General features: G+C 53.9%; 15 protein-coding genes. 5 read left to right on the forward strand and 10 right to left on the reverse strand.

What is annotated here, in order from left to right; translation table 11 throughout:
* Positions 1 to 65: 65 nt before the first annotated feature.
* A complete protein-coding gene (locus V9K95_RS16255; RefSeq protein ID WP_307277498.1) occupies positions 66 to 1,145 on the reverse strand; it encodes a capsule biosynthesis protein in 1,080 nt (359 codons plus the stop codon).
* Between the two features lie 244 nt (positions 1,146 to 1,389).
* Here V9K95_RS16255 and V9K95_RS16260 point away from each other — a divergent pair, with 244 nt between their 5' ends.
* Entirely contained in the window at positions 1,390 to 2,199 is an 810-nt protein-coding gene (locus V9K95_RS16260) for an ABC transporter permease (RefSeq protein ID WP_115055065.1), read from the forward strand.
* Positions 2,200 to 2,243: 44 nt separating this feature from the next.
* Here V9K95_RS16260 and V9K95_RS16265 read toward each other — a convergent pair whose 3' ends face one another.
* Together V9K95_RS16265 and V9K95_RS16270 are read right to left on the reverse strand one after the other, a co-directional pair.
* Positions 2,244 to 2,978, reverse strand: a complete 735-nt coding sequence (locus V9K95_RS16265) for an ATP-binding cassette domain-containing protein (RefSeq protein WP_115055064.1) — start codon at positions 2,976 to 2,978, stop codon at positions 2,244 to 2,246.
* Complete coding sequence (locus V9K95_RS16270) at positions 2,975 to 4,174, reverse strand: capsule biosynthesis protein (protein ID WP_336441496.1); 1,200 nt, start codon at positions 4,172 to 4,174, stop codon at positions 2,975 to 2,977. Before V9K95_RS16270 ends, V9K95_RS16265 begins: the two co-directional genes overlap by 4 nt.
* 350 nt (positions 4,175 to 4,524) lie before the next feature.
* On the opposite strand from V9K95_RS16270, the gene V9K95_RS16275 reads away from it, so the two are divergent.
* The 4 genes from V9K95_RS16275 to V9K95_RS16290 are packed head-to-tail and all read left to right on the forward strand — an operon-like array spanning position 4,525 to position 10,394.
* Positions 4,525 to 5,955 carry a capsular biosynthesis protein gene (locus V9K95_RS16275; RefSeq protein ID WP_336441495.1) on the forward strand — a complete coding sequence of 477 codons (1,431 nt, stop codon included), beginning with the start codon at positions 4,525 to 4,527 and terminating at the stop codon, positions 5,953 to 5,955.
* Between the two features lie 4 nt (positions 5,956 to 5,959).
* Complete coding sequence (locus V9K95_RS16280; RefSeq protein WP_336441494.1) at positions 5,960 to 8,074, forward strand: capsular polysaccharide biosynthesis protein; 2,115 nt, start codon at positions 5,960 to 5,962, stop codon at positions 8,072 to 8,074.
* Positions 8,071 to 9,375 carry a glycosyltransferase family 4 protein gene (locus tag V9K95_RS16285; protein WP_336441493.1) on the forward strand — a complete coding sequence of 435 codons (1,305 nt, stop codon included), beginning with the start codon at positions 8,071 to 8,073 and terminating at the stop codon, positions 9,373 to 9,375. Before V9K95_RS16280 ends, V9K95_RS16285 begins: the two co-directional genes overlap by 4 nt.
* An 11-nt stretch (positions 9,376 to 9,386) precedes the next feature.
* Entirely contained in the window at positions 9,387 to 10,394 is a 1,008-nt protein-coding gene (locus tag V9K95_RS16290; RefSeq protein ID WP_115055060.1) for an FkbM family methyltransferase, read from the forward strand.
* Between the two features lie 34 nt (positions 10,395 to 10,428).
* On the opposite strand, the gene V9K95_RS16295 is transcribed toward V9K95_RS16290, so the two are convergent.
* The 7 genes from V9K95_RS16295 to V9K95_RS16325 all read right to left on the reverse strand — a co-directional run bounded on the left by V9K95_RS16295 (position 10,429) and on the right by V9K95_RS16325 (position 19,180).
* A complete protein-coding gene (locus V9K95_RS16295; protein WP_336441492.1) occupies positions 10,429 to 13,944 on the reverse strand; it encodes a hypothetical protein in 3,516 nt (1,171 codons plus the stop codon).
* 63 nt (positions 13,945 to 14,007) lie between these two features.
* Positions 14,008 to 14,811, reverse strand: coding sequence for a hypothetical protein (locus V9K95_RS16300; protein WP_336441491.1), 804 nt, complete (start codon positions 14,809 to 14,811; stop codon positions 14,008 to 14,010).
* A gap of 12 nt (positions 14,812 to 14,823) precedes the next feature.
* Positions 14,824 to 15,492 (reverse strand): L,D-transpeptidase, encoded by a 669-nt coding sequence (locus V9K95_RS16305; protein WP_336441490.1) that lies wholly within the window; start codon positions 15,490 to 15,492, stop codon positions 14,824 to 14,826.
* 59 nt (positions 15,493 to 15,551) lie between these two features.
* A complete protein-coding gene (locus V9K95_RS16310) occupies positions 15,552 to 16,592 on the reverse strand; it encodes an EscU/YscU/HrcU family type III secretion system export apparatus switch protein (RefSeq protein ID WP_336441489.1) in 1,041 nt (346 codons plus the stop codon).
* A gap of 15 nt (positions 16,593 to 16,607) precedes the next feature.
* Positions 16,608 to 17,420, reverse strand: coding sequence for a tetratricopeptide repeat protein (locus tag V9K95_RS16315; protein WP_336441488.1), 813 nt, complete (start codon positions 17,418 to 17,420; stop codon positions 16,608 to 16,610).
* Positions 17,421 to 17,460: 40 nt separating this feature from the next.
* The gene (locus V9K95_RS16320; RefSeq protein ID WP_337345114.1) at positions 17,461 to 17,904 is read right to left on the reverse strand and encodes a hypothetical protein; all 444 of its coding nucleotides are present in this window, start codon (positions 17,902 to 17,904) and stop codon (positions 17,461 to 17,463) included.
* Entirely contained in the window at positions 17,894 to 19,180 is a 1,287-nt protein-coding gene (locus V9K95_RS16325) for a type II and III secretion system protein family protein (protein WP_307277461.1), read from the reverse strand. Before V9K95_RS16325 ends, V9K95_RS16320 begins: the two co-directional genes overlap by 11 nt.
* Positions 19,181 to 19,185: the final 5 nt, after the last annotated feature.

Below are 19,185 nucleotides of genomic sequence, written 5' to 3' on the forward strand. Positions count from 1 at the left end.
TTAAAACTATTGGTGAAACCTACTTGCGTAAGTGCATTTTTTGACAAGCTTCCGCAACGCTGGCCTCAACTGTCGTGATCGCGGATCGCGGTAAGCAGCAGCCAGCCAAGCAGATATCCGATCGATGTGACCAGAAATACGATCGCAATATTCTTCAAGGCCAGAGGAAGCTCGGCCTGGTCAGGCAAATTGGGCGAGACGACCACTTCCAGATAAAGCTGCTGCCGGCGTGCATCGGCGCGCGCCGTTTTCAGCGAATCCAATGCCGACAGGAGCGCCTTGTTGGAAAATTCCCTTTGCAGCATCAAAGCTTCATAATCTGCTATTCGCGGCGCAATCGAACCGTCCTCTCCCGCCACTTTGCTCCGCTCCATGACCAACTGCTTTTCGAGTGCATCAATGCGGCTCGTCATAAAGGGGATCGAGCTTGAATCGGGAGCCGTGGATCTGGTTTCTGCAAGATTTGCGCGGGAAACAGCCAGCTCCGAACTGATCCGGCTCATGAGTTCGACCATGGACACGGAGTTGAGCTTGGGATCGATCATAAGCTCCTTGTTGCGAAAGAGCGTTATGTTCTTCTGCGCTTCGATCATCCGTTGCTCCGCACTTTCAACTTCCGCAGTAGCAAAACGTACCGCATCCCCCCTCGCCCGTTCATTCATCTTGATCAGACGCGCATTGCCGATATCCAGAAGTGTCTTGTTCAGGGCCAGAGCGTCCTGCGGCAGGAATGCCGAGGTCCGCAGGAGGGTTATGCCTGTCGTGTCATTATGCACAATCTGGACACGCTTGCCGTAGTAGCGGAACAACTCCTCGAAAAGCCCGCTTTCCCACGGAGCTGGAAACCGTGCCAGCACATCTCCATGGCTGCTATCAAAATAGGTTCGCAGGGGCAGAGTATCCTGCACAACAGTCAGAGCATCCCGGGAACGTATATATTCCTGAACGGAAAAAGTATCGTCCTGCGATCGCGTGATGCCGCTGTTCTGCAACATCGAGCCCAGGTTTGATGAGGATGGCGGCGTGGCCATTCGCACGACAAAGGCCGACTCCGACACAAACATGGGTGATGCAATGAAAATATAATAGAGGCTCACCAGCAAAGTCGGCAGGCCAATGAACAGGATAGCGAGCAGGCGTGGCACAAATTTTGCGCGTGCATATATGGGCCGAGGCGCGGGTGCCGGTGTAAACAGACCTGGAGCAAGACTATTAATGGCAATTCCCCTTTATGCACATGTAGAAGCGCAGTAAATATACTGAGCATCATTACCTATTTAAACTTTATCTATTTAACATAGGCAAAGTTTATTCTTATTTCTATTGCAGAATACTACTGTATGTATATATTCGTCAATGAACTCCTCTTGTTAATACCAAGGCGATAGAATGGAAGCTGCTCCGGCAAAACCCACATTGAAAACGACGATGCTCACGGGCATACGTACCCAGCTGCGCGTCCTTGGTGCGCTTGTCATGCGTGAGATGATCACACGCTATGGTCGCGAGAATGTCGGGTTTCTGTGGCTCATTCTTGAACCCATGATCCTGACGCTTGGCGTCATGGCTATGTGGACTTTGTTGAAACACGAGTCGCATGGCCTTGGCATTATTGCGTTTGTGTTGAGCGGGTATATGCCACTGACCCTTTGGCGCCACGTCTCGTCCCAACTGGTTTCCTGCCTGAAGCACAATCTGCCTCTGATGTATCATCGCCAAATCCGTATGGCGGATACGCTGATGGCACGTGCCTTGTTGGAGGTTGGCGGCACCACACTTGCTTTGATTATTGTTTACACCGGGACACGCCTGGCTGGTCTCATGGAGCCCTATCACGATCTCGGACTGGTGATGGCGGGCTGGTTCTTCATGGCCTGGTTTGCCTTCGGGGTCGGCATGATATTGGCGGCTCTGGCGGAGTTCTTCGAATTTGTCGAGAAACTCATTGCGCCATTGCAATATCTGACCTTGCCCATCTCGGGCATGTTCTTCATGGTTTCGTGGCTGCCTTCCGACATTCAGAAACTGGCGCTTTATGTGCCGCTCGTACACTGCTTCGAAATGTTTAGGTCCGGAACATTCGGCGATACAATCGTCGCCCATTACGACATCTCGTATATTTTCTCCTGCTGCCTGATCACCACCGCCATAGGCTTTTTCCTGATCGAACGGGTGCGCGATCACATCAAGTTCGAGTAGTGGTGCCTGATGAGGCTTTGGGGCTTTGCTTTGCATGGCCCCTCCTACAGCGACGCGTAGATGTCGAAGGCAAATTTTACATCATTGAACACCTTGCCCCGCCCATTCTTGAGCACAAGCGCTGATGAACAATGTTCGGCGATGACATCCAGGCTGTGACCGACAATGATCATTGCCCGATCGCGTCGCTTCACAAACAGTTCTTCAAAAGATTTACGCTGGAACCGTTGATCGCCAACCGCAACGACCTCATCGATCAGATAGCAATCGAAATCAATCGCAAGGGAAAGCCCGAACGCCAGTCGCGCACGCATGCCCGAGGAATAGGTTTTGATCGGCATGCGAAGATATTTGCCAAGGTCACTGAACGTCTCCACACAATCGCGGATTTCATCGACAGGTCTGTTATAAACGCGCGACAGAAACCGCATGCAGTCTATGCCGGTCATCGACCCGCCAAACCCGCCGCTCAATGCAATGGGCCAGGATAGCGACATGGTTCTGGTAATCTCACCCGAGGTCGGCGGCTCCATCCCCGCAATAAGCCTGACAAGCGTTGATTTACCCGCACCATTGTGACCAAGAACAGCAATTTTCTCGCCGGCCTTCACCTCAAAACTTATGTCATCAAGCACACGGCGTGTGCCCCCATTCATGGGATATTCCTTGATGATATTGCGAACAGAAACAGCACCGGTCTTGGCGGGTCGGCTAGCGGCCAATGAGGGCGGGAGACCGTCCTTGCCACCATGGAACGTGATTGTGCCTTCTGTACTCATGTCTCTGAATGATCGTAAATCTGGTTGCGGAAAAAGCGAACAATCCAGAACGCGGCAAAGCACAGGGCCAATACCATGAGAATGGATTTTATACGCTTTGGGTACATGGCGTAATCGGGGCGATTGGGACTAACGATGCGCTCGAGATAAAGCTGCTGCCTCTGCGCCTCCAGTTTGGCATTCTCAAGCGATGTCGCCGACGATTCCAGCATCCGCATGCCAAGCTCGCGCTGAAGCAGCAATTGCTCGTACTCGGCGATCAGCGGCGCCATGGAAGCGTCATCGCCAACAATCCTGGCACGCTCTTCGATAATCTGTTGTTCCTTGGCATCAATGGAGCTGCGCATCGCCTGTATCTGAGGGCTTTGCGGTGCCTGCTGCATCAGGGAAGCGAGCTGTGCCTTGCTTTGCGCAACGTCATCCGACAATTTTGCAATCATCTCAAACATGGCGGTGGATTGCTTGCTTGGATCAATCATCGCAACCTTGTTGCGGAAATCCGTCAGGGATTTCTGCAGATCACCGAGCCGTTTTTCGCTGTCTGTAACCTCAATACGCGCAAAGCGAACCGCATCCTGACGCGCGCGATCATTAAGCCGGTTAATAAGCATTTCAGCGCGATCCAACAGTGCTTGCGCCAGCATTTGCGCATCTTCCGGACGGAACGCACGCACCCGCAATGTTGTAACCCCGCCACCGGAATCGGTCTCGATTGTCACAAAATCAAGATAGTGCTCAAACAGCGCCTCTTCGGTGGGCTTGCTCCAGAGTGAGGGGAAGCGGGCAAGAAAGTCTGCCTCCGGACGGGACAATACTTCGCGCAAATTGCTGTGTTCCGCCAGATCGCCTGAGGCTGCGCGCGATTCGATAAATTCCATGACGACATAGCTGTCGTCCTGAGCCCGGACAAAGCCTGTGCTTTGAAGGAAACCGCTGAGCAGCCCGGCGGCGTTTCTATTGGGACTGCGCACGACGAACCGCGTTTCGGAAACATACTGGTCCGATGCGATTGCAATATAATAAATGGTGGCCAGGCTGGTCGGCAATGCAACCATGATCAAGACGAGAATGTGATTTCGAATCCAGGAAAGCGCCCGATCAGTGACAGATTTCGTTTCGGGAGGAACATCTCCGGCATGAATATCCACCAACGTCAGATAGTCGGTAAACTCATCATTTGTACTAACGCGCGTCATGCTGCGTAGAACCGGTGTCTAGAGGATATCCAAGCCAAATTACGCTCCAATATGTGCACTAAAAACGTGCGTTATCGGCACTAATTAAAGTGAAGCATATAATGAAAAAACATTAGTCGCAATTATAAACCACTGTAAACATTTATATAAACGCAACTAAGTAAATAGATTTTAGAATAGAAACCATAATAGATAATTTTAATGGGTAATTGGCGTTTTTTTACTTGTTCTGGCGTAATTAGTATGGCGCCCAATGGTTGCGGATGAAATAACTCTCTGAAAAGCATCAATTTTATGCTCTGAGTAGAGTTTTGACCCAGAGTAAGCGTTGTAAAGGGGCTTGAAGACCTGTGGGGCATAAAATCGGACGCCATGAATCCGACCAATTGGGCCTGATCGTTTCATTTCCGGAGCGTACAGGCCATACGCAGCCCACACAAAAACCTCTCATTCTTCTCCTGCAAGGTCCTGTCGGTCCGTTTTTCCGTGTTCTATCCGCAGAACTCGAAGCCGAGGGCTATGACGTTCTCAAAGTCAATTTCAACGGCGGAGACTGGTCCTATTTTCGCGGATCGAAAACGTTGCATTTTTCCGGAACGACAGAGGCATGGAGCGATTGGCTGAGCGATTTTATCCGCGGCCGCAAACCGGAGACCATCGTTCTTTTCGGCGACAGCCGGCCCTATCACCGCCAGGCCATTCGAGTGGCGCAGCAGGCCGGTATTCCTGTCGCTTCATTCGAAGAGGGCTATGTTCGGCCAAACTTCATTACGCTCGAATGGGGTGGCAATAATGCCATGTCTCCCTTGCGCACACACACGCCGCGTCTTGTTGCCCGTGGCCCCGCTTTGCCTCCGGAACAGGTAAAAGGCAATCTCTTCCGCGCCATGACCTTCCTTGCCATCCGTTATTATCTGGCAAAAACGGCGGGGACCGTGTTCTTTCGCGGCAATGCGCATCATCGCAGCCGCGGCATCATTTCCGAATCCATTCTATGGACGCGCAACTTCTACCGGAAGCTTCGCTATTATCCGGCAAATAATGAACTGATGCTCAATCTGATCGAGAATCTCGAGGGTCAGTATTTTGTCGTCGCGCTTCAGGTGCATGATGACCAGCAATTGCTTCGCCACGGTCGTGGGTGGACGATGGAGAGGTTGATCACCGAAAGCCTGCGCTCATTCGAACGGCATGCGGCGAGCAATCATCACCTTGTCATCAAGATTCATCCAATGGACCGCGGCCACAAGAGCTACCGTCCCTTTGCCATGGCATTGGCCCGCATTGCCGGCTGCGAAGACCGGGTTCACATTGTTGATGACGGTTCAATCGGTCTGCTGATCCGCCATTCGCTTGGGCTGGTGACAGTCAACAGCACATCAGGCCTGCTGGCGCTAAACCACGGCAAACCGCTATTGGCATTGGGGGATGCCTTATATAGCGGTCAGGGACTGTCGTTTGCACACGACCCTCAAAAGGGTGCTGTTGCCAGCAATATGGATGCATTCTGGGCCTCGCCGGAGGCACCGGACAAAACGGCGGTAAATGCATTCAACGCAAGAATGCACGACGAAAGCCTCGTCAATGGCAGTTTTTATCTTCGAAATCTGCTCGAGGCGACTGCCAAAAGAGTCGTGAAACGAATTCAGCTGGAGCTGAAGATTGTCCCGATTGATGAAGCTTCGTCTTTGGTGACAATGCCTTCCGCACAAGACAAGACCACCGCGACAACAGAAGCAGCAACCGTCGGTGCTTCTGTTTCAGCAGATGCGGTGAATTGATGCCATGAGCGTAATCCCGCCACCTCCCATTGCACATTCTGCTCCGGTGGTTCTGGATGATTTTCGAGTGCGTGAAGCAGCGCCGAACTGGCTGCCAGAGAAGAATGCGCGGCTATTGGCTTTCACGCCAACGCGCCTGCGGTTTCCTTTGATCGGGGCTGCCTTGAATACATCGCGCATATGCAGTGCCGAATTGGCGGCCAGACCGGCAGACGGCATTGTCGGCTGGGGCGAAAAACCGCTGGCACGCATGGCCCGCCGGTTGGCAAAGTTGCGCGGGCTACCCTACTGGGCATTGGAAGACGGTTTCCTGCGGTCTGTTGGACTTGGCAAGGCTGGCGCGCCGGGGGTTGCAATCGTTGCCGACGACACCGGCATTTACTTCAACGCAGCAAAACCATCCCGGTTGGAGCTTCTTGTACAAGGCGGCTTTGGCGAGCAGGATCTTTGCAGAAGCCGCGCCCTGCAGCAGCAAATCATTGAACACAGACTGACCAAATATAACCATCTGCCGGACTATCCATTTTCTCTCGCGCCAACCTCCGGCCGCAGGATTCTTTTGATCGACCAGGTCATGGGGGACTATTCGGTCAGCGGTGCGGGTGCCAATGAGCACAGTTTCCACCAGATGTTGCAGGAAGCACAGGCTGTGCCGGGCGCCACTGTTATCGTTAAAAGCCACCCGGATATTGTTGCAGGATTTGCCAGAGGCTATCTCACACACCTTGCCGGTGAGGCCAATCTTCACGTTATAAGCGAGAATGTTTCTCCCCACGCCTTGCTTGATGTCGTGGACGAGGTGTGGACTGTTTCAAGCCAGTTCGGCTTCGATGCTTTGATCCGGTCAGTGCCCGTCAAGACATTTGGCGTCCCGTTTTATGCAGGCTGGGGGCTTACCACTGACTGGGCTGACGGTCCGGTTGCACGCGCTGCCTTTTCGCGCCGGACTAGCCGACCGGACCTGGATAGTTTTGTTGCAGCCGCATTGCTGCATTATTCCCGCTATGTCGACCCGGTCAGCGGGAAAGCAACCACAGCCGAGAAGGCAATCGAACGCCTCATTGCCTGGCGGCATCATGCCTTGGCGCGGCGCGGTAATTATCTGTGCGTCGGCTTTTCCAAGCACAAGCACCGCAGCGTCAAACGCTTTCTTTCCGGTCCATGGTCGACGGTCCGGTTCATCAATTCCAAGCCAGATGCCAAAGCGCTTGCACAGGCAGATTATCTCGTCCGTTGGGGTCGGCAGGAAGAGGCTGCCGTCACTGACAGGAGTGCCCGTTCCGTCCCCACCCTGCGAATGGAAGATGGTTTTATTCGCTCGGTCGGGCTTGGCTCACATCTGGTTCCGGCTTCATCGCTTTGCCTCGACCGGGATGGCATATATTTCGATGCGACACGCGAGAGCGATCTTGAACGATTGCTGCTCAATACCAACTTCACGCCTGCTTTGCTGAGCCGTGCTGCCCGCCTGCGCCAGAGCATAGTCCAGCACAACATTACCAAATATAATCTTCAGGGCGCGATCACTCCAGACTACCGTCATCTGGCAGCTGGAAAACCTGTCATCCTTGTTGCGGGACAGGTGCCGGGCGATGCATCGCTACGGTTTGGCTTGACCAACAGCGTCTCCAACATGGATCTGCTGAAAGCTGTCCGCGCGCAACGTCCGCAAGCCTTCATCATATTCAAGGAACATCCCGACATGCTCGCGGGAAAGCGCGGCATGGCTTCAGACCCAGCCCAGCTTGCGCAGTTTGCGGATCTGGTCGTCGGCAATGTGTCGGTAGACAGCTTGCTGCGCGCCTGTGACGAGATCCACGTTGCGACATCCCTGATCGGGTTCGAAGCATTGATGCGGGGCCGTCCAGTCTGGTGTCACGGCCTACCCTTCTATGCAGGCTGGGGGCTGACGCATGATTGTGTATCCCCGCTGCGCCCACGCAAATATCTGACACTGGATGCTTTGGTTGCCGGAGCGCTGATCCTTTACCCGCTCTATTTTTCCGCCCGCACAAACCTTCTTTGCGAGGTGGAAGACGTGATCGAAGAACTGCATGGTGAGACGCCAGCAGAGCCATCCTTATTGAAGACGGCTCTGCGCATGATGGGATGGTCATGATGAATGCAATTGCGATGGATATTTCCCGGCTGATTGACAGGTCGCATTTCTCGACACCCACCGGGATTGATCGCTTCGAGCTTCAATATGCCAATTGGGCAAAGGCGCGCAGCTCCTATTTCATTGAAATGGGACGGACAAAGCCAATCGAGATAAACCGTGGCCGCGCCAATGGATTGATCAGTGAATTGGAACAGAGATGGTCAACGGCCGCTTTGACCCAATCGCAATCGACAGAACTGGAACAGATCTATGCGGCAATAGACGGCCGTCTCTCCTGGTCACAGTTAAAGAGCATCGTGCCGACGAAGAATAAATCCAAGCTTCAACAATGGGGCATGAATGCCGGCAAGGTGCTGCGCACCATATTACCAATGAGCCGCTTGGCCACCAGCGCACCCTTTGTGCATGTGTCACACACCAATCTGCATCGTCCTGCCGCCTTTTCCTGGCTGGATGCTCAACGCAGCAACGGCATATTCTACGTTCACGACCTCATCCCGCTCACCCATCCGGAGTTTGTCCGCAAGAACGAGCCGCAGCGACACCTACAACGCATGGAAACCGTGCTGAAACATGCCGGGCTGGTTCTTTGCAACTCGCAAACCACCGCTCGTTCATTTGAAACCTTTGCCGAAGAGCAAGGCCGTGCGGTTCCCCCAATTGCCGTTCTCCCGCCCGGCGTCGAACATAGTTTCAACGTTGCCAGCAGAGCCGCGCGTCGTTCAAAGCGACCCTATTTCTTGATGGTCGGAACCATTGAGCCGCGCAAAAACCATGCGATGATCCTGCAACTTTGGCGCGCATTGGTTGACGAGCACGGTAAGGATACACCGCGTCTCGTCATCGCCGGAAAGCGCGGCTGGGAGAACGCGCAGGTCTTTGCCACCCTCGAACGTTGCCCTCAATTGCGCGATATTGTCATCGAAGCTCCAGATCTTGGAGATGCAGCCCTCGCCGATCTCATGGCAGGCGCGACCGCCCTGCTCGCCCCCTCATTTGCAGAAGGCTATGGCATGCCCTTGGCCGAGGCCATGGCAACCGGCACGACCATTATTGCTTCCAATATTGCCTCGCATAAGGAAATAGCCGGAGAGCATGCAATCTTTCTTGATCCGCTCGATGGTCTTGGATGGCGCGAAGCAATCGAAACCCACGCCGCGGAACATCGCCGTCGCGCGCCCCTGACACTGCAAAAGTGGGAAAAGCACTTTGATCAACTCGACGAATTACTGGACGCGGCAGCACGTCAAAAAAGCAATGCAGACAAACAAACCAGTGCCAACCATTCCGGGAAATGAGTGAAAGCGTAATGACGAGCTATAACGACATTCTCAATTCGTATAAGTACATCCTCGGGCGTGACGTGAACGTTGAAGAAACCCGTATCATTTCCGAGAACCTGTTCAGCATTTCAGAATTGCCCCTGACGGAGCATCGAAGAAGGTTCATGAGTTCGGTCGAATTTCACCAGAGGCACGCCGAACTGCTGTTCAATAATTTCGTGCCCAAGAGCATTGAAGTCATGTACGAAACCAAGGACGGGTTCAAAATCTATCTCGACCTGCGCCAATATCACATGACCTTCGGCATTTTTAGCGGCGGCTATGAGAAGTTCGACATTGATATTATCAAGGCGATCACACCGGACAATGGGACCTTCTTCGATGTCGGCGGCAATGTGGGCTATTATTCGCTTTCAGTTGCCACAAAGCCCGGTTTTTCAGGCAAGGTGGTGGCCTTCGAGCCTCTCCCCCATTTATGGACGCTTTTCAGCAAGTCGATCAAAGAAAACAAGCTTTCAAAAACAATCACGGTTCATCAGATCGCTCTTGCAGATGTCCCAGGCACGATGGAACTCAACAGAGCGGACGAAACCGTCAATGCCGGTGCGACCAGTCTCGTTGCTGGTTCGCAAAACCGCCATTCAGATCGCAGTGTAAGGGTCGAAACGCTCGATGCCATCGCCAAACGCATCAGGCCGGATACGATCAAAGTGGATATTGAGGGCGCCGAAGGCATGTTCTTCATGGGCGCTGCCCATACGATCCAATCATCGCATCCAACCATGCTCGTCGAGATAAACCGGGATGTGCTGTGGAACCTGTCCCGCGTGACGCCGGGTAAAATTTGCGACATTCTGACAAGCTGGGGATATGGGGTATGGGAGGTCGATATCGATTCAATCGCACCTCTTAAAAACGCCGCGGAAGTCGATGCTGCGTTTCCATCAGGCAGGGTTGCCAATATTCTGGCGGTTCATCCGGATCGCAAGAAAGACGTGCAGAAAAGATTGAGCACGCTCGGCCTCTCACTCTAGAAAAAAGCCGGCGCTGAGCGCCGGCCTTTTGTGGTCAATCAAGATAGCCTTTGTTTTTCAACCAGGCCTTGAGCCCTTCCGTGCTGTCGGGTTTAACCTCACGGGCGAAGCCATCATTACGCATTGTATGGCCCGCCGCAGGATCGTACCATAATATGTGGTACGTCATCGGAGCGTTGGGATCGACCTTCTTGGGAGGAGCCCACCATTTGTTTCCGTCCCAATACATGGAAGTCTGCGAGTCTTCGTACCGTTTTTCCTGAGCGTCATATTTGATATTCGGATACTTAGCCAAATCTGCCTTGGCCGGATCGAAAGGCAATTGCAGATATTGAAGATCGTCCTGCGTATCCTTCAACTTGTGGTCGTCATTGGTTGTCATGTTGCGAATTGTCTCGGACACTTCCTTTGCCTCTTCCGGTGTCCAACTGTTGAACAGCTTGCCGAGCCGCGCCCGATTGTAATCAAGATCGGCATAGGTGCCGGTCAGAACATTATTTGCACTGCGCGTGCCTTCATCGCCGCCCATCAGATACTTATCGCCCGGAAGCACGGTCTGGAGTATGCCCATAAGACCCTCATCCAGAAGATCATTATGTTCGGCAAGCATTTCCGCAGTCTTGCGATCATTGACTCCATACAGAACCTGGATGGCATCAGCATCCGCCTTGTCATAGGTATGAGCAGCGTTATAAGCGCCTCGGCCGCCAACGATACCGGCACCGGCGACTTGCAGTACTGCTGCAACGCCTGTGACCCTGAGAAATCCAAGGCGCGTCATTAATCTAGCCGCTCCACTTTCTTTGACCAAAGCAGCCTCTGCGGCACCTGTCGTTACCTTCCCCGTTGAGGCGGCAACCGCAAACATCGCATCGCTAACCGTAGCAATGCCATAGCCCCAGGCCTTGACTGTATCCTGCTTGACGGAGTCAGTCCCCACTGTATTCAAAATCATGTTTGTCATGTCGGCGGCGACATAAAGAGTATCGACGCCACCCGCCCTCGTGAGCATATGAGAGGTCTTGTTCCACCTCTCCTTTTGTTTTGAATCAAGCGTCGGATCGTTGTTAACATGCCCATTGATATCGGCCACGTCAGGCGGATTTCCGGTAGCAGACGGAGTCGACAAGATTGACTTGGCATTGGGATTCAAAGCCGTCTGTGCCGCGGTCAACATCATGATCGTATGCGGCACGTAGTACACCAAATCGTCTGGAGTACCCGTCAGGCCGTCTATGTTCTTGCCAAACAGGCCTGCACTTAACCCGGAGGAGAAGCGTGTAACTCTGCCAAATCCGTGATCCAGGCGCTGTACGCTCGCAATTTGCCTGCGCTCCTCATCAGTGGGAACGACTTTTCCGGACACGATATCATGGACCTTCGACTCGCCCAGGATTGATTTAACATCCTTCAAGAAGGCAGCATCGGCAGGCCTCAGCTTGTCAGCTTTGAGAATTGCCTGCGCTTCGGCCATTGTGGGCAGGGTGTTTCCTTTCAATATCTCCTGGAAACGATTCTCTCCCATTGCAGCAGTGATATCTCCGACTCGGCCTTTAAGGGTTTGGGTGATGGCTTCTGTCGCCAAAGCACGGGTCGCACGTTGCACCCAGACGGTGCCTGGGGTTTTTTGTTCGGTGGTGGTCATTTCCTTCGGACGCTCCGGCAGGTCCGCCAGTGCTTCCTTGGTCGACTTGGATTTGGTCATCATGATGCCGGTACCGAACAACATCGGGATGGGCGCTTCTGTATCCTGTCCATCGACCTTCTTGTTGTCATTGCTGTACAATTTGACACCAAGCTCGATACTGTCCTGAATCTCCCATTGCTTCTGTTTGGTTTCACCCAGATCAACCAGCTCCTCGGACTTCTTCTTGTTCTCCGGCGACATATTGTCGATTGCCTTCATATCCTCGGCAAGCTGGGCTTCCGGAGGAATCCCGTTATCGGCTTTGACATTGGAACCCCAGCCTGAGAGCCCGTGATAAAGCTCGTTGTACTTAGTGTTTATTTCCTCATTGAGCGATTTGGCCGCCGAGCCGAAGTTTTCGATGCTGCGACGGGTCGCCCATTGCGCATTGGAATTGATCCCCTGAAAACTATTATCGTAGTCTTCGAGTGATATAGTCTTATCCTTCTGCTTGTCAGCTTCAACTGCGGTATAGGCCGAAGTCGCCGAAAGCAGGGATGTGCCACGCCCCTGCAAATCCTCGCGGCTGGCAATGCTGAAGAACTTATTCTGGCTGAAGACATTCAGATGATCGCCCGGTAACTCCGTGCGCATCTTGTCGATCACATATTTCGCAACATGATCAACGAAGTCCTTGCCCTTGCCGGGTTTGTCGCCATCATTGTAAAGAACGTTCTGGCTGGCCTCGGCTAGATCGACAACCGCCTGGGTTTTCGCTTTCATGTCACCATCACGCGGGCCGGCACCGGCGATCGCATCGATTGACTTATCGAGCATTGACATCACCCGGGGATCCGAAGCCAGAAGCGCACCGCTTCCCGGAAGCGTATCCTTCGTACCGGTTTGCTCGCGCAGCTTGGCCATGAATGCCTGAGCACCACCAAGATCGCCCTTGCCAAAGGCGTTGGTCAGTTCCCCAACCTTACGGTCAACGCGAATTTCCTTGATCGCCTGTTCAGCACCGGTTTGAAGCGCTGCCTGATATTTTTCAGGATCGCCTGCACTGAAGTTCATGTAAATATCGGCGCGGTTGCTCAATGCTGTTATCTGCTGGGCCTCGGTGGGGCCCGCTGCGAGTGCGAGGTCAACCAATTGCTTCTTGGTTTCGCTGGTTACCTTGTCATAATCCTTGGCGTCGCCTGCTTTGGCAATCACACCAATCTGATCGTCCGTGCGGCCATCGGCCTTCCACGCGGATTCTTTCAGTTCTTTCGCCTGATTGAAGGCATCAACAAACACAGGATCATTTGGCGCGCGTTCAAGGATGGGCTTTGTAACATCGCTTGCTTCATTGACGTCGACTTTCTTGTCGCCATTCTTGTCAGTGCCAAGCTTCGGCACGCCCTGTCCTACCGTGGCCAATTCAATCTCATTGCCGATGGCGACAATCAGATCGTCTTTTGCCCCGTCTCTTTCAACTTGGGTCTTTGAGCTATCACTTACCGTCGCCAATGCGGTGCGCTGTTCTTCAAGCAATGCAAGTCGCTCAGGACTGAGAACATTGATCGTATCGCAGTTCTCCAAGGCCTTGTCGGCATCCGCTGGCGCAGCTGGCCTATTGCCAAAGGCTTTGGGATCCAGTTGCGGCGTGGCAACGAGCTGATCGTGCAATGCCTTATTATCCGTCGGGTCTATTCCCGCCTTGTCATAGATGCGGAAAGGCCAAAGACCGGGTTCCGTGCGGTGCTGTGAAATACCGGCAGGGCCTTCATTCCACCCGTGCGGTGCCACAGGCGGTTTTGGCGGGGTCGCCGGTGGCGGTGCTGCCTTGGCACTTTGCGTGAGGGCAGTATCGAATTTATTGTCTACATTCGCAGGCTGGGCCCGCCAGCGCTGAAAGATATTATTTGCACCAAAAGACATCTTATTTCCTTCCGAAATCGGACATCGCAGTCCGTTGTTTCAAAGAAAAGCGAGGGCCAGACCTCAGCGATTCCACTTCACCGGATCACAATCGATATTGTATTTGTTCTTGGCGTGCTCGCCGATCAGCTTGTCCATGCTCTTGTCGTCAAATCTCTTCGAAACCCAATTGTGTTCCAGCAGGCTGTCAAAGACGTTTTTCTTGGCGTCATTGTCCTTGGATGGCTCCACGAGAACATCCAGGATCTCCTGACGTTTGGCCGTCCTCACTTTTTCTTCGCCATAATCCTGATTGGGATCAAGCAGCTCAATCGCCGCCTTGGTACGGTCCTCTACGCTGCCACTATGCCCATCGAGATAGGTCGCAATGGCAGTCTTGCGCTGTTCTGAGGTAGCACTGGGATTCTTCAGCGTATCGATCGCACTCTGCTTCTTGACACCATCCGTTTGCCCCGTTGGCTCGTCTGATGAGGGAACTGGTCCATCCGGGTTTTTATTCGAAATGGGCTTATCCGCCTCGGGCTGTACCGGAACCGTAACAAAATCAGGATTGAGATCGCCCTCATGATAGGTATGGATCAGATCAGGATTGGCAAATTGCACATTGCCCTCCACCATCGCCTGCGCCCCTTCGGGCCCTATTCCAAACTGATCGGCGATCTTATACTGGGAGTCACCGGCGTTTGGCACCGTCACCACAAAGGTGTCGAGCAACTCGGTTGTACTTTTAAAGCCCTGCATCTTGGCCTGCTTTTCCAGCGCCGCTTGCCAGGATTGCGATTGTGCCGGGCTGACATTGTAGGTCTGAGCGCCATCTGCACTCTTCAGGCTGAAGCTTTTTCCATCAAATTTCACGACAAATGCCATTGTATTGCCTCCTTACAAAACAACTACTTTTGTTCCGATTTTTACGCGGCGATAGAGATCGACGACGTCTTCGTTCGTCATGCGAAAACATCCTGATGAGGATGATTGCCCCACGCTTTCAGGCTCGTTCGAGCCGTGAATCCTGTAGAGTGTGTCTCCCAGATAAAGCGCGCGTGCACCAAGCGGATTTTCCGGTCCGCCAGCCATGCGTTGTGGCAGGTCAGGCCGCCGGGCAAGCATGTCGGAGGGAGGCCGCCAATCGGGCCACTCCTTCTTGCTCGACACACGCTCGGTCCCACGCCAGCCATAGCCTTCCCGGCCGACACCAACAGGGTAACGCAGTGCACGGCCATTGCCCTGCACGAGATAAAGCGAGCGGTTTTCCGTCTCTATAATGATCGTGCCCGGCTTTTCATGGGTCTCGTAGCTCACGACGCTGCGCGGGGCGGCAGGCTGGAGCCTGTCCACTGCCACAGCGCCATGACGCGCATGGCGAGGCGGATAGCTTTCCGGCTCCATCAGGAAATCGAGATAGCCTTGCTGAATCCAGACCTTGTGGTTCTTTTGGTCGAGGATGGGCGGTGATGGCTCGGTCGGGAGCGCTTTCTCACCCGCGCCGACGCTGCCAAGACAAGCCAGAATAATCGTCAATGCTCCGAAGCCGGACTTCAGGGTCACCATGAAAAATATACCTCCATTGAGAGCATTGCGTGCTTTGGCCGTGCAAAATCCTGAAACATTCAAATCAACCCCGCTGCGACAAGAGCATTTGCGACGGGCTGGAAGGCGCGTTCGGGAACCGGATTGCCTATGCTGGCAGTCTTGGCGATCTGACGGGCAAGGTCGCCATCCAACGATACGGGAATCCCGAGATCGCCAGCCTGCCGGCTCATCTGCATGGCACCGGCACCGGACGAGCGGCAAACGACGATGGGAACCGGCGTTTCACCGCGCACGTAGCGGATTCCGACAATTGTATCGGCTGGGTCGCCAATGATCAGAACTGCACTTTTCAGCCCGGTCTTGCCACCGGTCATGGCCTGGCGCTGGCGATTGCGTTCCTGCTTGATCAGCGGGTCACCCTCCATATCCTTGTGCTCGCGCTTGCTCTCCGTCTTCGTCATTCGCATTTCGCGCAGGAACAGCCAGCGTTGCAGGAAAATGTCGCAAAAACCGAGGATCAGGAATGCACCGACGGCTATCGCAGCCAATGGCTTCAACATGGCAAAGAATGTCGCCTGCATGCACAGCCCGCCACAGGATGGCGACTCGAACAGGGCCTTCAGCCCGGCCTGAAAGACGAAGACAAAAGCGGTTGTCACGGCAATGATCTTGAACAGGGCCTTGCAGAACTCAACGACGCTTTTGAGCGAGAATATGCGCTTCAACCCCGTCGCCGGATTAATACGGTCAAAGTCGGGCTCAATGGGCTTGGCGGAAAAGACAAAGCCGCGCGTCACCGTGACGTTGGTAATCAGAATTGCGAAGATGGTGATAAGGAGTATGGGTATGGTGGCCGTGAGCAGGCTCTGGACCGAAATTGTGATCAACCGGTACCAGACTTCGGCAAAAGGACGGTCGTAAATATGCGAAGCTTCCTCAAGCAAAGCACCAACTTTCACACGCAGAACCGGAGCGATGTAGATGAGGAACATGGTGCAGGAGAGAATGATCACGCCGGAAACCATGTCAGGGCTATGCAGCACCTGACCCTTCTTGCGTGCGTCCTCGATCTTCTTGTCTGACGCTGGAAGTGTTTTTTCTTCGCTGGTCTGGCTCACATCTTTCGTCCTTGATTACGCCGAAGCGAGCAGGCCAATGGCCTGTGCCCGCTTCGCCGGATCCTGAATCGAGCGTAATTTTGCAGCTTTCGCCAAAATCTGATTCTTCTGGTTCACCGCCATGTCAGGCACGTCGATTGCACGTGCTCCGGCCGAATCTCCCGACATGCTTAGAATGATCATGTAATTGATGAAATGACGCTTCTCGGCGAGTGGCGATGTCACGACACTGTTCATGCTTGTCGATGCGTCGGGCAGTTTGTTCGACAGGGCCTGCGCCAATGCCAGATTGGTTTTGGTATCAAGATTTCCCGGTTGCAGCGCAAGCGCCTTGGCGAAGGCTCCTTCCGCTCCCGCGCCATCGCCGCTCAGAACCATGGCGGTTCCCAGTTTGTTATAGGCCGATACGGTGTTTACCGCTGGCGCAGCCGACGCCAGAATTCGGGCGGCAGCGCTCGCATCGCCGCGCTGCAACTGCACTGTTCCAAGCCCAAGCATGGCATTGGCGTCTTGCGGATTGATCTGCAATGCAGAACGGTAGGCCTGTTCCGCCCCGTCCGGATCACCGTCTTTCATCCTGGCATTTCCAAGCCTGACATAGACGGTCGAATCATTTTCGGACATTTCGGCAGCGCGTTCATATAGCGCCAAAGCTGTGCCGCTCTCGCCCTTTGCATCAATATCCCTGGCAATCTTCATCAATCTGGATTGCTCGCTGACAGGCTTCTTGGCTGCTGTTTGCTCCGCTGTGCCGGACATGCAGCCCGTTACTGCCAGCCCCAAGGTCAGGACGGGCAAGATACCGCCAACAAGATGTTTCATGATCATATTGATGCTCCCCGATATAATTTGATCATGCCGATAATCCTCATTGGGTTGACCGGTTTGCCTCATCCGCCGGAAGGCGGCGGCGTCTGGTTTCAGGGTCGGTTCCTTCAATGTAATTCTGTGCGGCGCGGGCGACAGGCGCAGCCATGGCTGGCCCCATCTCCCGGCCACGCATCAAGTCCTGCTTCTTGGCCGCCATGTGCTGCAAATTGAGATTGTTTGCGCAGCCCGACGGCAGATACATCGGGTATTCACCCGTATCGAGCGTGATACAGGCATCGGGAACGAGCATGGCGGCCCGTTCACTGTCATACCCTTTTCTGACCACGCCCGGCCGCGAAGTGCCGCCAGCGTCGATATAGCTGTAGTTTGGCGAATAGGGCTGGATCTTGGTACCCATGCAGCCGGAAAGAGCCACCACACCGGTCAGAACCAACAGTTTGAGGCCAAAGCAATTGGGGGACATTGGTCGATTATTCAACATAGAAACCATACCCCTGATTGACGACCTTCCTGGACTTTTTGCGCGGCGACGAGATTGCACCCGACGGGCTGTCCAGCGGTGTTTTTAGATTGCGGGAGGATGTGGGCTCGACGAGATAGGGCGTGATCAAAATGACCAACTCCGTCTCGTTGCGCTGGAAACGCTTCGACTTGAACAATTCTCCGAGGATCGGCACATCACCGACGACCGGTGTCTTGTTGATCGATTGCGTTTCCTGGCGCTGGAACAGACCGGCAATGGCAAATGTCTGGCCGCTTCCGACTTCCACGGTGGTATCGGCACGCCTGATGCGCAGGGATGGCACAACCAGTCCGCCGATGGACACCACGCTATCCTGCGAAACGCTGCTGACTTCCGGCCTCACCTGCAAGGCAATGCGATCATTTGGCAGAAGTGTCGGTGTGAATTGCAAGGACACGCCGAACTGCTTGTACTCGATGCCGATCTGGTCGTTTCCTACCGGAATCGGAACCGGGATTTCACCACCGGCAAGAAAGCTTGCCGTTTGTCCCGTGACGGCGGTGATATTGGGTTCTGCAAGGATCGTCAGGACGCCATTGTCCTTCAATGCATCCAGAAGCACGCCGACATTGACGTTGCGGCTATTCACACCAATTGCAGTTGCACCATCCCGGCTGGCAACATTACCGCTTCTGACAAGACCAAAGGAGAACGAGCCGCTATTGACGACCGCACTCCAATCGACACCGTAGCGCGCAAGCTCATTGCGTGCCACTTCGGCAAACCGCACGCGGATATTGACCTGATTTGGACCCGAAATTGTTGTATTGTTGAGCGCGGGCTTGTCAGGTTTGGAATAGCTTTGAAGCACATTGTCCGTGTCCAGCGCCTCGCCCACATTGTTCGTCTGGCCTTTGCCGACATATTGCTCACCGAACAGGGTAATATCCACCGTGGAGGTCGGTTGCAGCACCTTGGCCGACTGCTGCGCTTCTTTTGGATTGCCGACAACACGTATCTGGACAGTCCCGCGCGTGCCCTGATCGGGGCTGAGCGCGATCAGATTGGTGTTGCCGATTTTCGTTCCATAAATATAGACCGCTCCAGGCGAGACGACCCGAACATCGGCAATGGTCGTATCGGCCAGAAAGACCGATTCAACCGGCTGGTCGAAACGCAATATCTGTCCCTGTCCCATGCTGAGCTTGAGCACCTGTCCCGCAGTGGCATCCACTTTGACCTGAGCGGAAGCTGGATGCAGACAGGCAAGAAACGAAAAGAGCACAGCGAGCATAAATA

Source organism: Phyllobacterium sp. CCNWLW183, from assembly GCF_037203775.1.
In the GTDB taxonomy this organism is placed as follows: Bacteria; Pseudomonadota; Alphaproteobacteria; order Rhizobiales; family Rhizobiaceae; genus Phyllobacterium; species Phyllobacterium ifriqiyense.

Excerpts from the sequence above, each read along its gene's own strand:
- V9K95_RS16265 (WP_115055064.1), bottom strand. The coding sequence starts at position 2,978 with ATGAGTACAGAAGGCACAATCACGTTCCATGGTGGCAAGGACGGTCTC.
- V9K95_RS16295 (WP_336441492.1), bottom strand. The coding sequence starts at position 13,944 with ATGTCTTTTGGTGCAAATAATATCTTTCAGCGCTGGCGGGCCCAGCCT.
- V9K95_RS16320 (WP_337345114.1), bottom strand. The coding sequence starts at position 17,904 with ATGTTGAATAATCGACCAATGTCCCCCAATTGCTTTGGCCTCAAACTG.
- V9K95_RS16270 (WP_336441496.1), bottom strand. The coding sequence starts at position 4,174 with ATGACGCGCGTTAGTACAAATGATGAGTTTACCGACTATCTGACGTTG.
- V9K95_RS16315 (WP_336441488.1), bottom strand. The coding sequence starts at position 17,420 with ATGATCATGAAACATCTTGTTGGCGGTATCTTGCCCGTCCTGACCTTG.
- V9K95_RS16305 (WP_336441490.1), bottom strand. The coding sequence starts at position 15,492 with ATGGTGACCCTGAAGTCCGGCTTCGGAGCATTGACGATTATTCTGGCT.
- V9K95_RS16325 (WP_307277461.1), bottom strand. The coding sequence starts at position 19,180 with ATGCTCGCTGTGCTCTTTTCGTTTCTTGCCTGTCTGCATCCAGCTTCC.
- V9K95_RS16260 (WP_115055065.1), top strand. The coding sequence starts at position 1,390 with ATGGAAGCTGCTCCGGCAAAACCCACATTGAAAACGACGATGCTCACG.
- V9K95_RS16290 (WP_115055060.1), top strand. The coding sequence starts at position 9,387 with ATGACGAGCTATAACGACATTCTCAATTCGTATAAGTACATCCTCGGG.
- V9K95_RS16285 (WP_336441493.1), top strand. The coding sequence starts at position 8,071 with ATGATGAATGCAATTGCGATGGATATTTCCCGGCTGATTGACAGGTCG.
- V9K95_RS16300 (WP_336441491.1), bottom strand. The coding sequence starts at position 14,811 with ATGGCATTTGTCGTGAAATTTGATGGAAAAAGCTTCAGCCTGAAGAGT.
- V9K95_RS16280 (WP_336441494.1), top strand. The coding sequence starts at position 5,960 with ATGAGCGTAATCCCGCCACCTCCCATTGCACATTCTGCTCCGGTGGTT.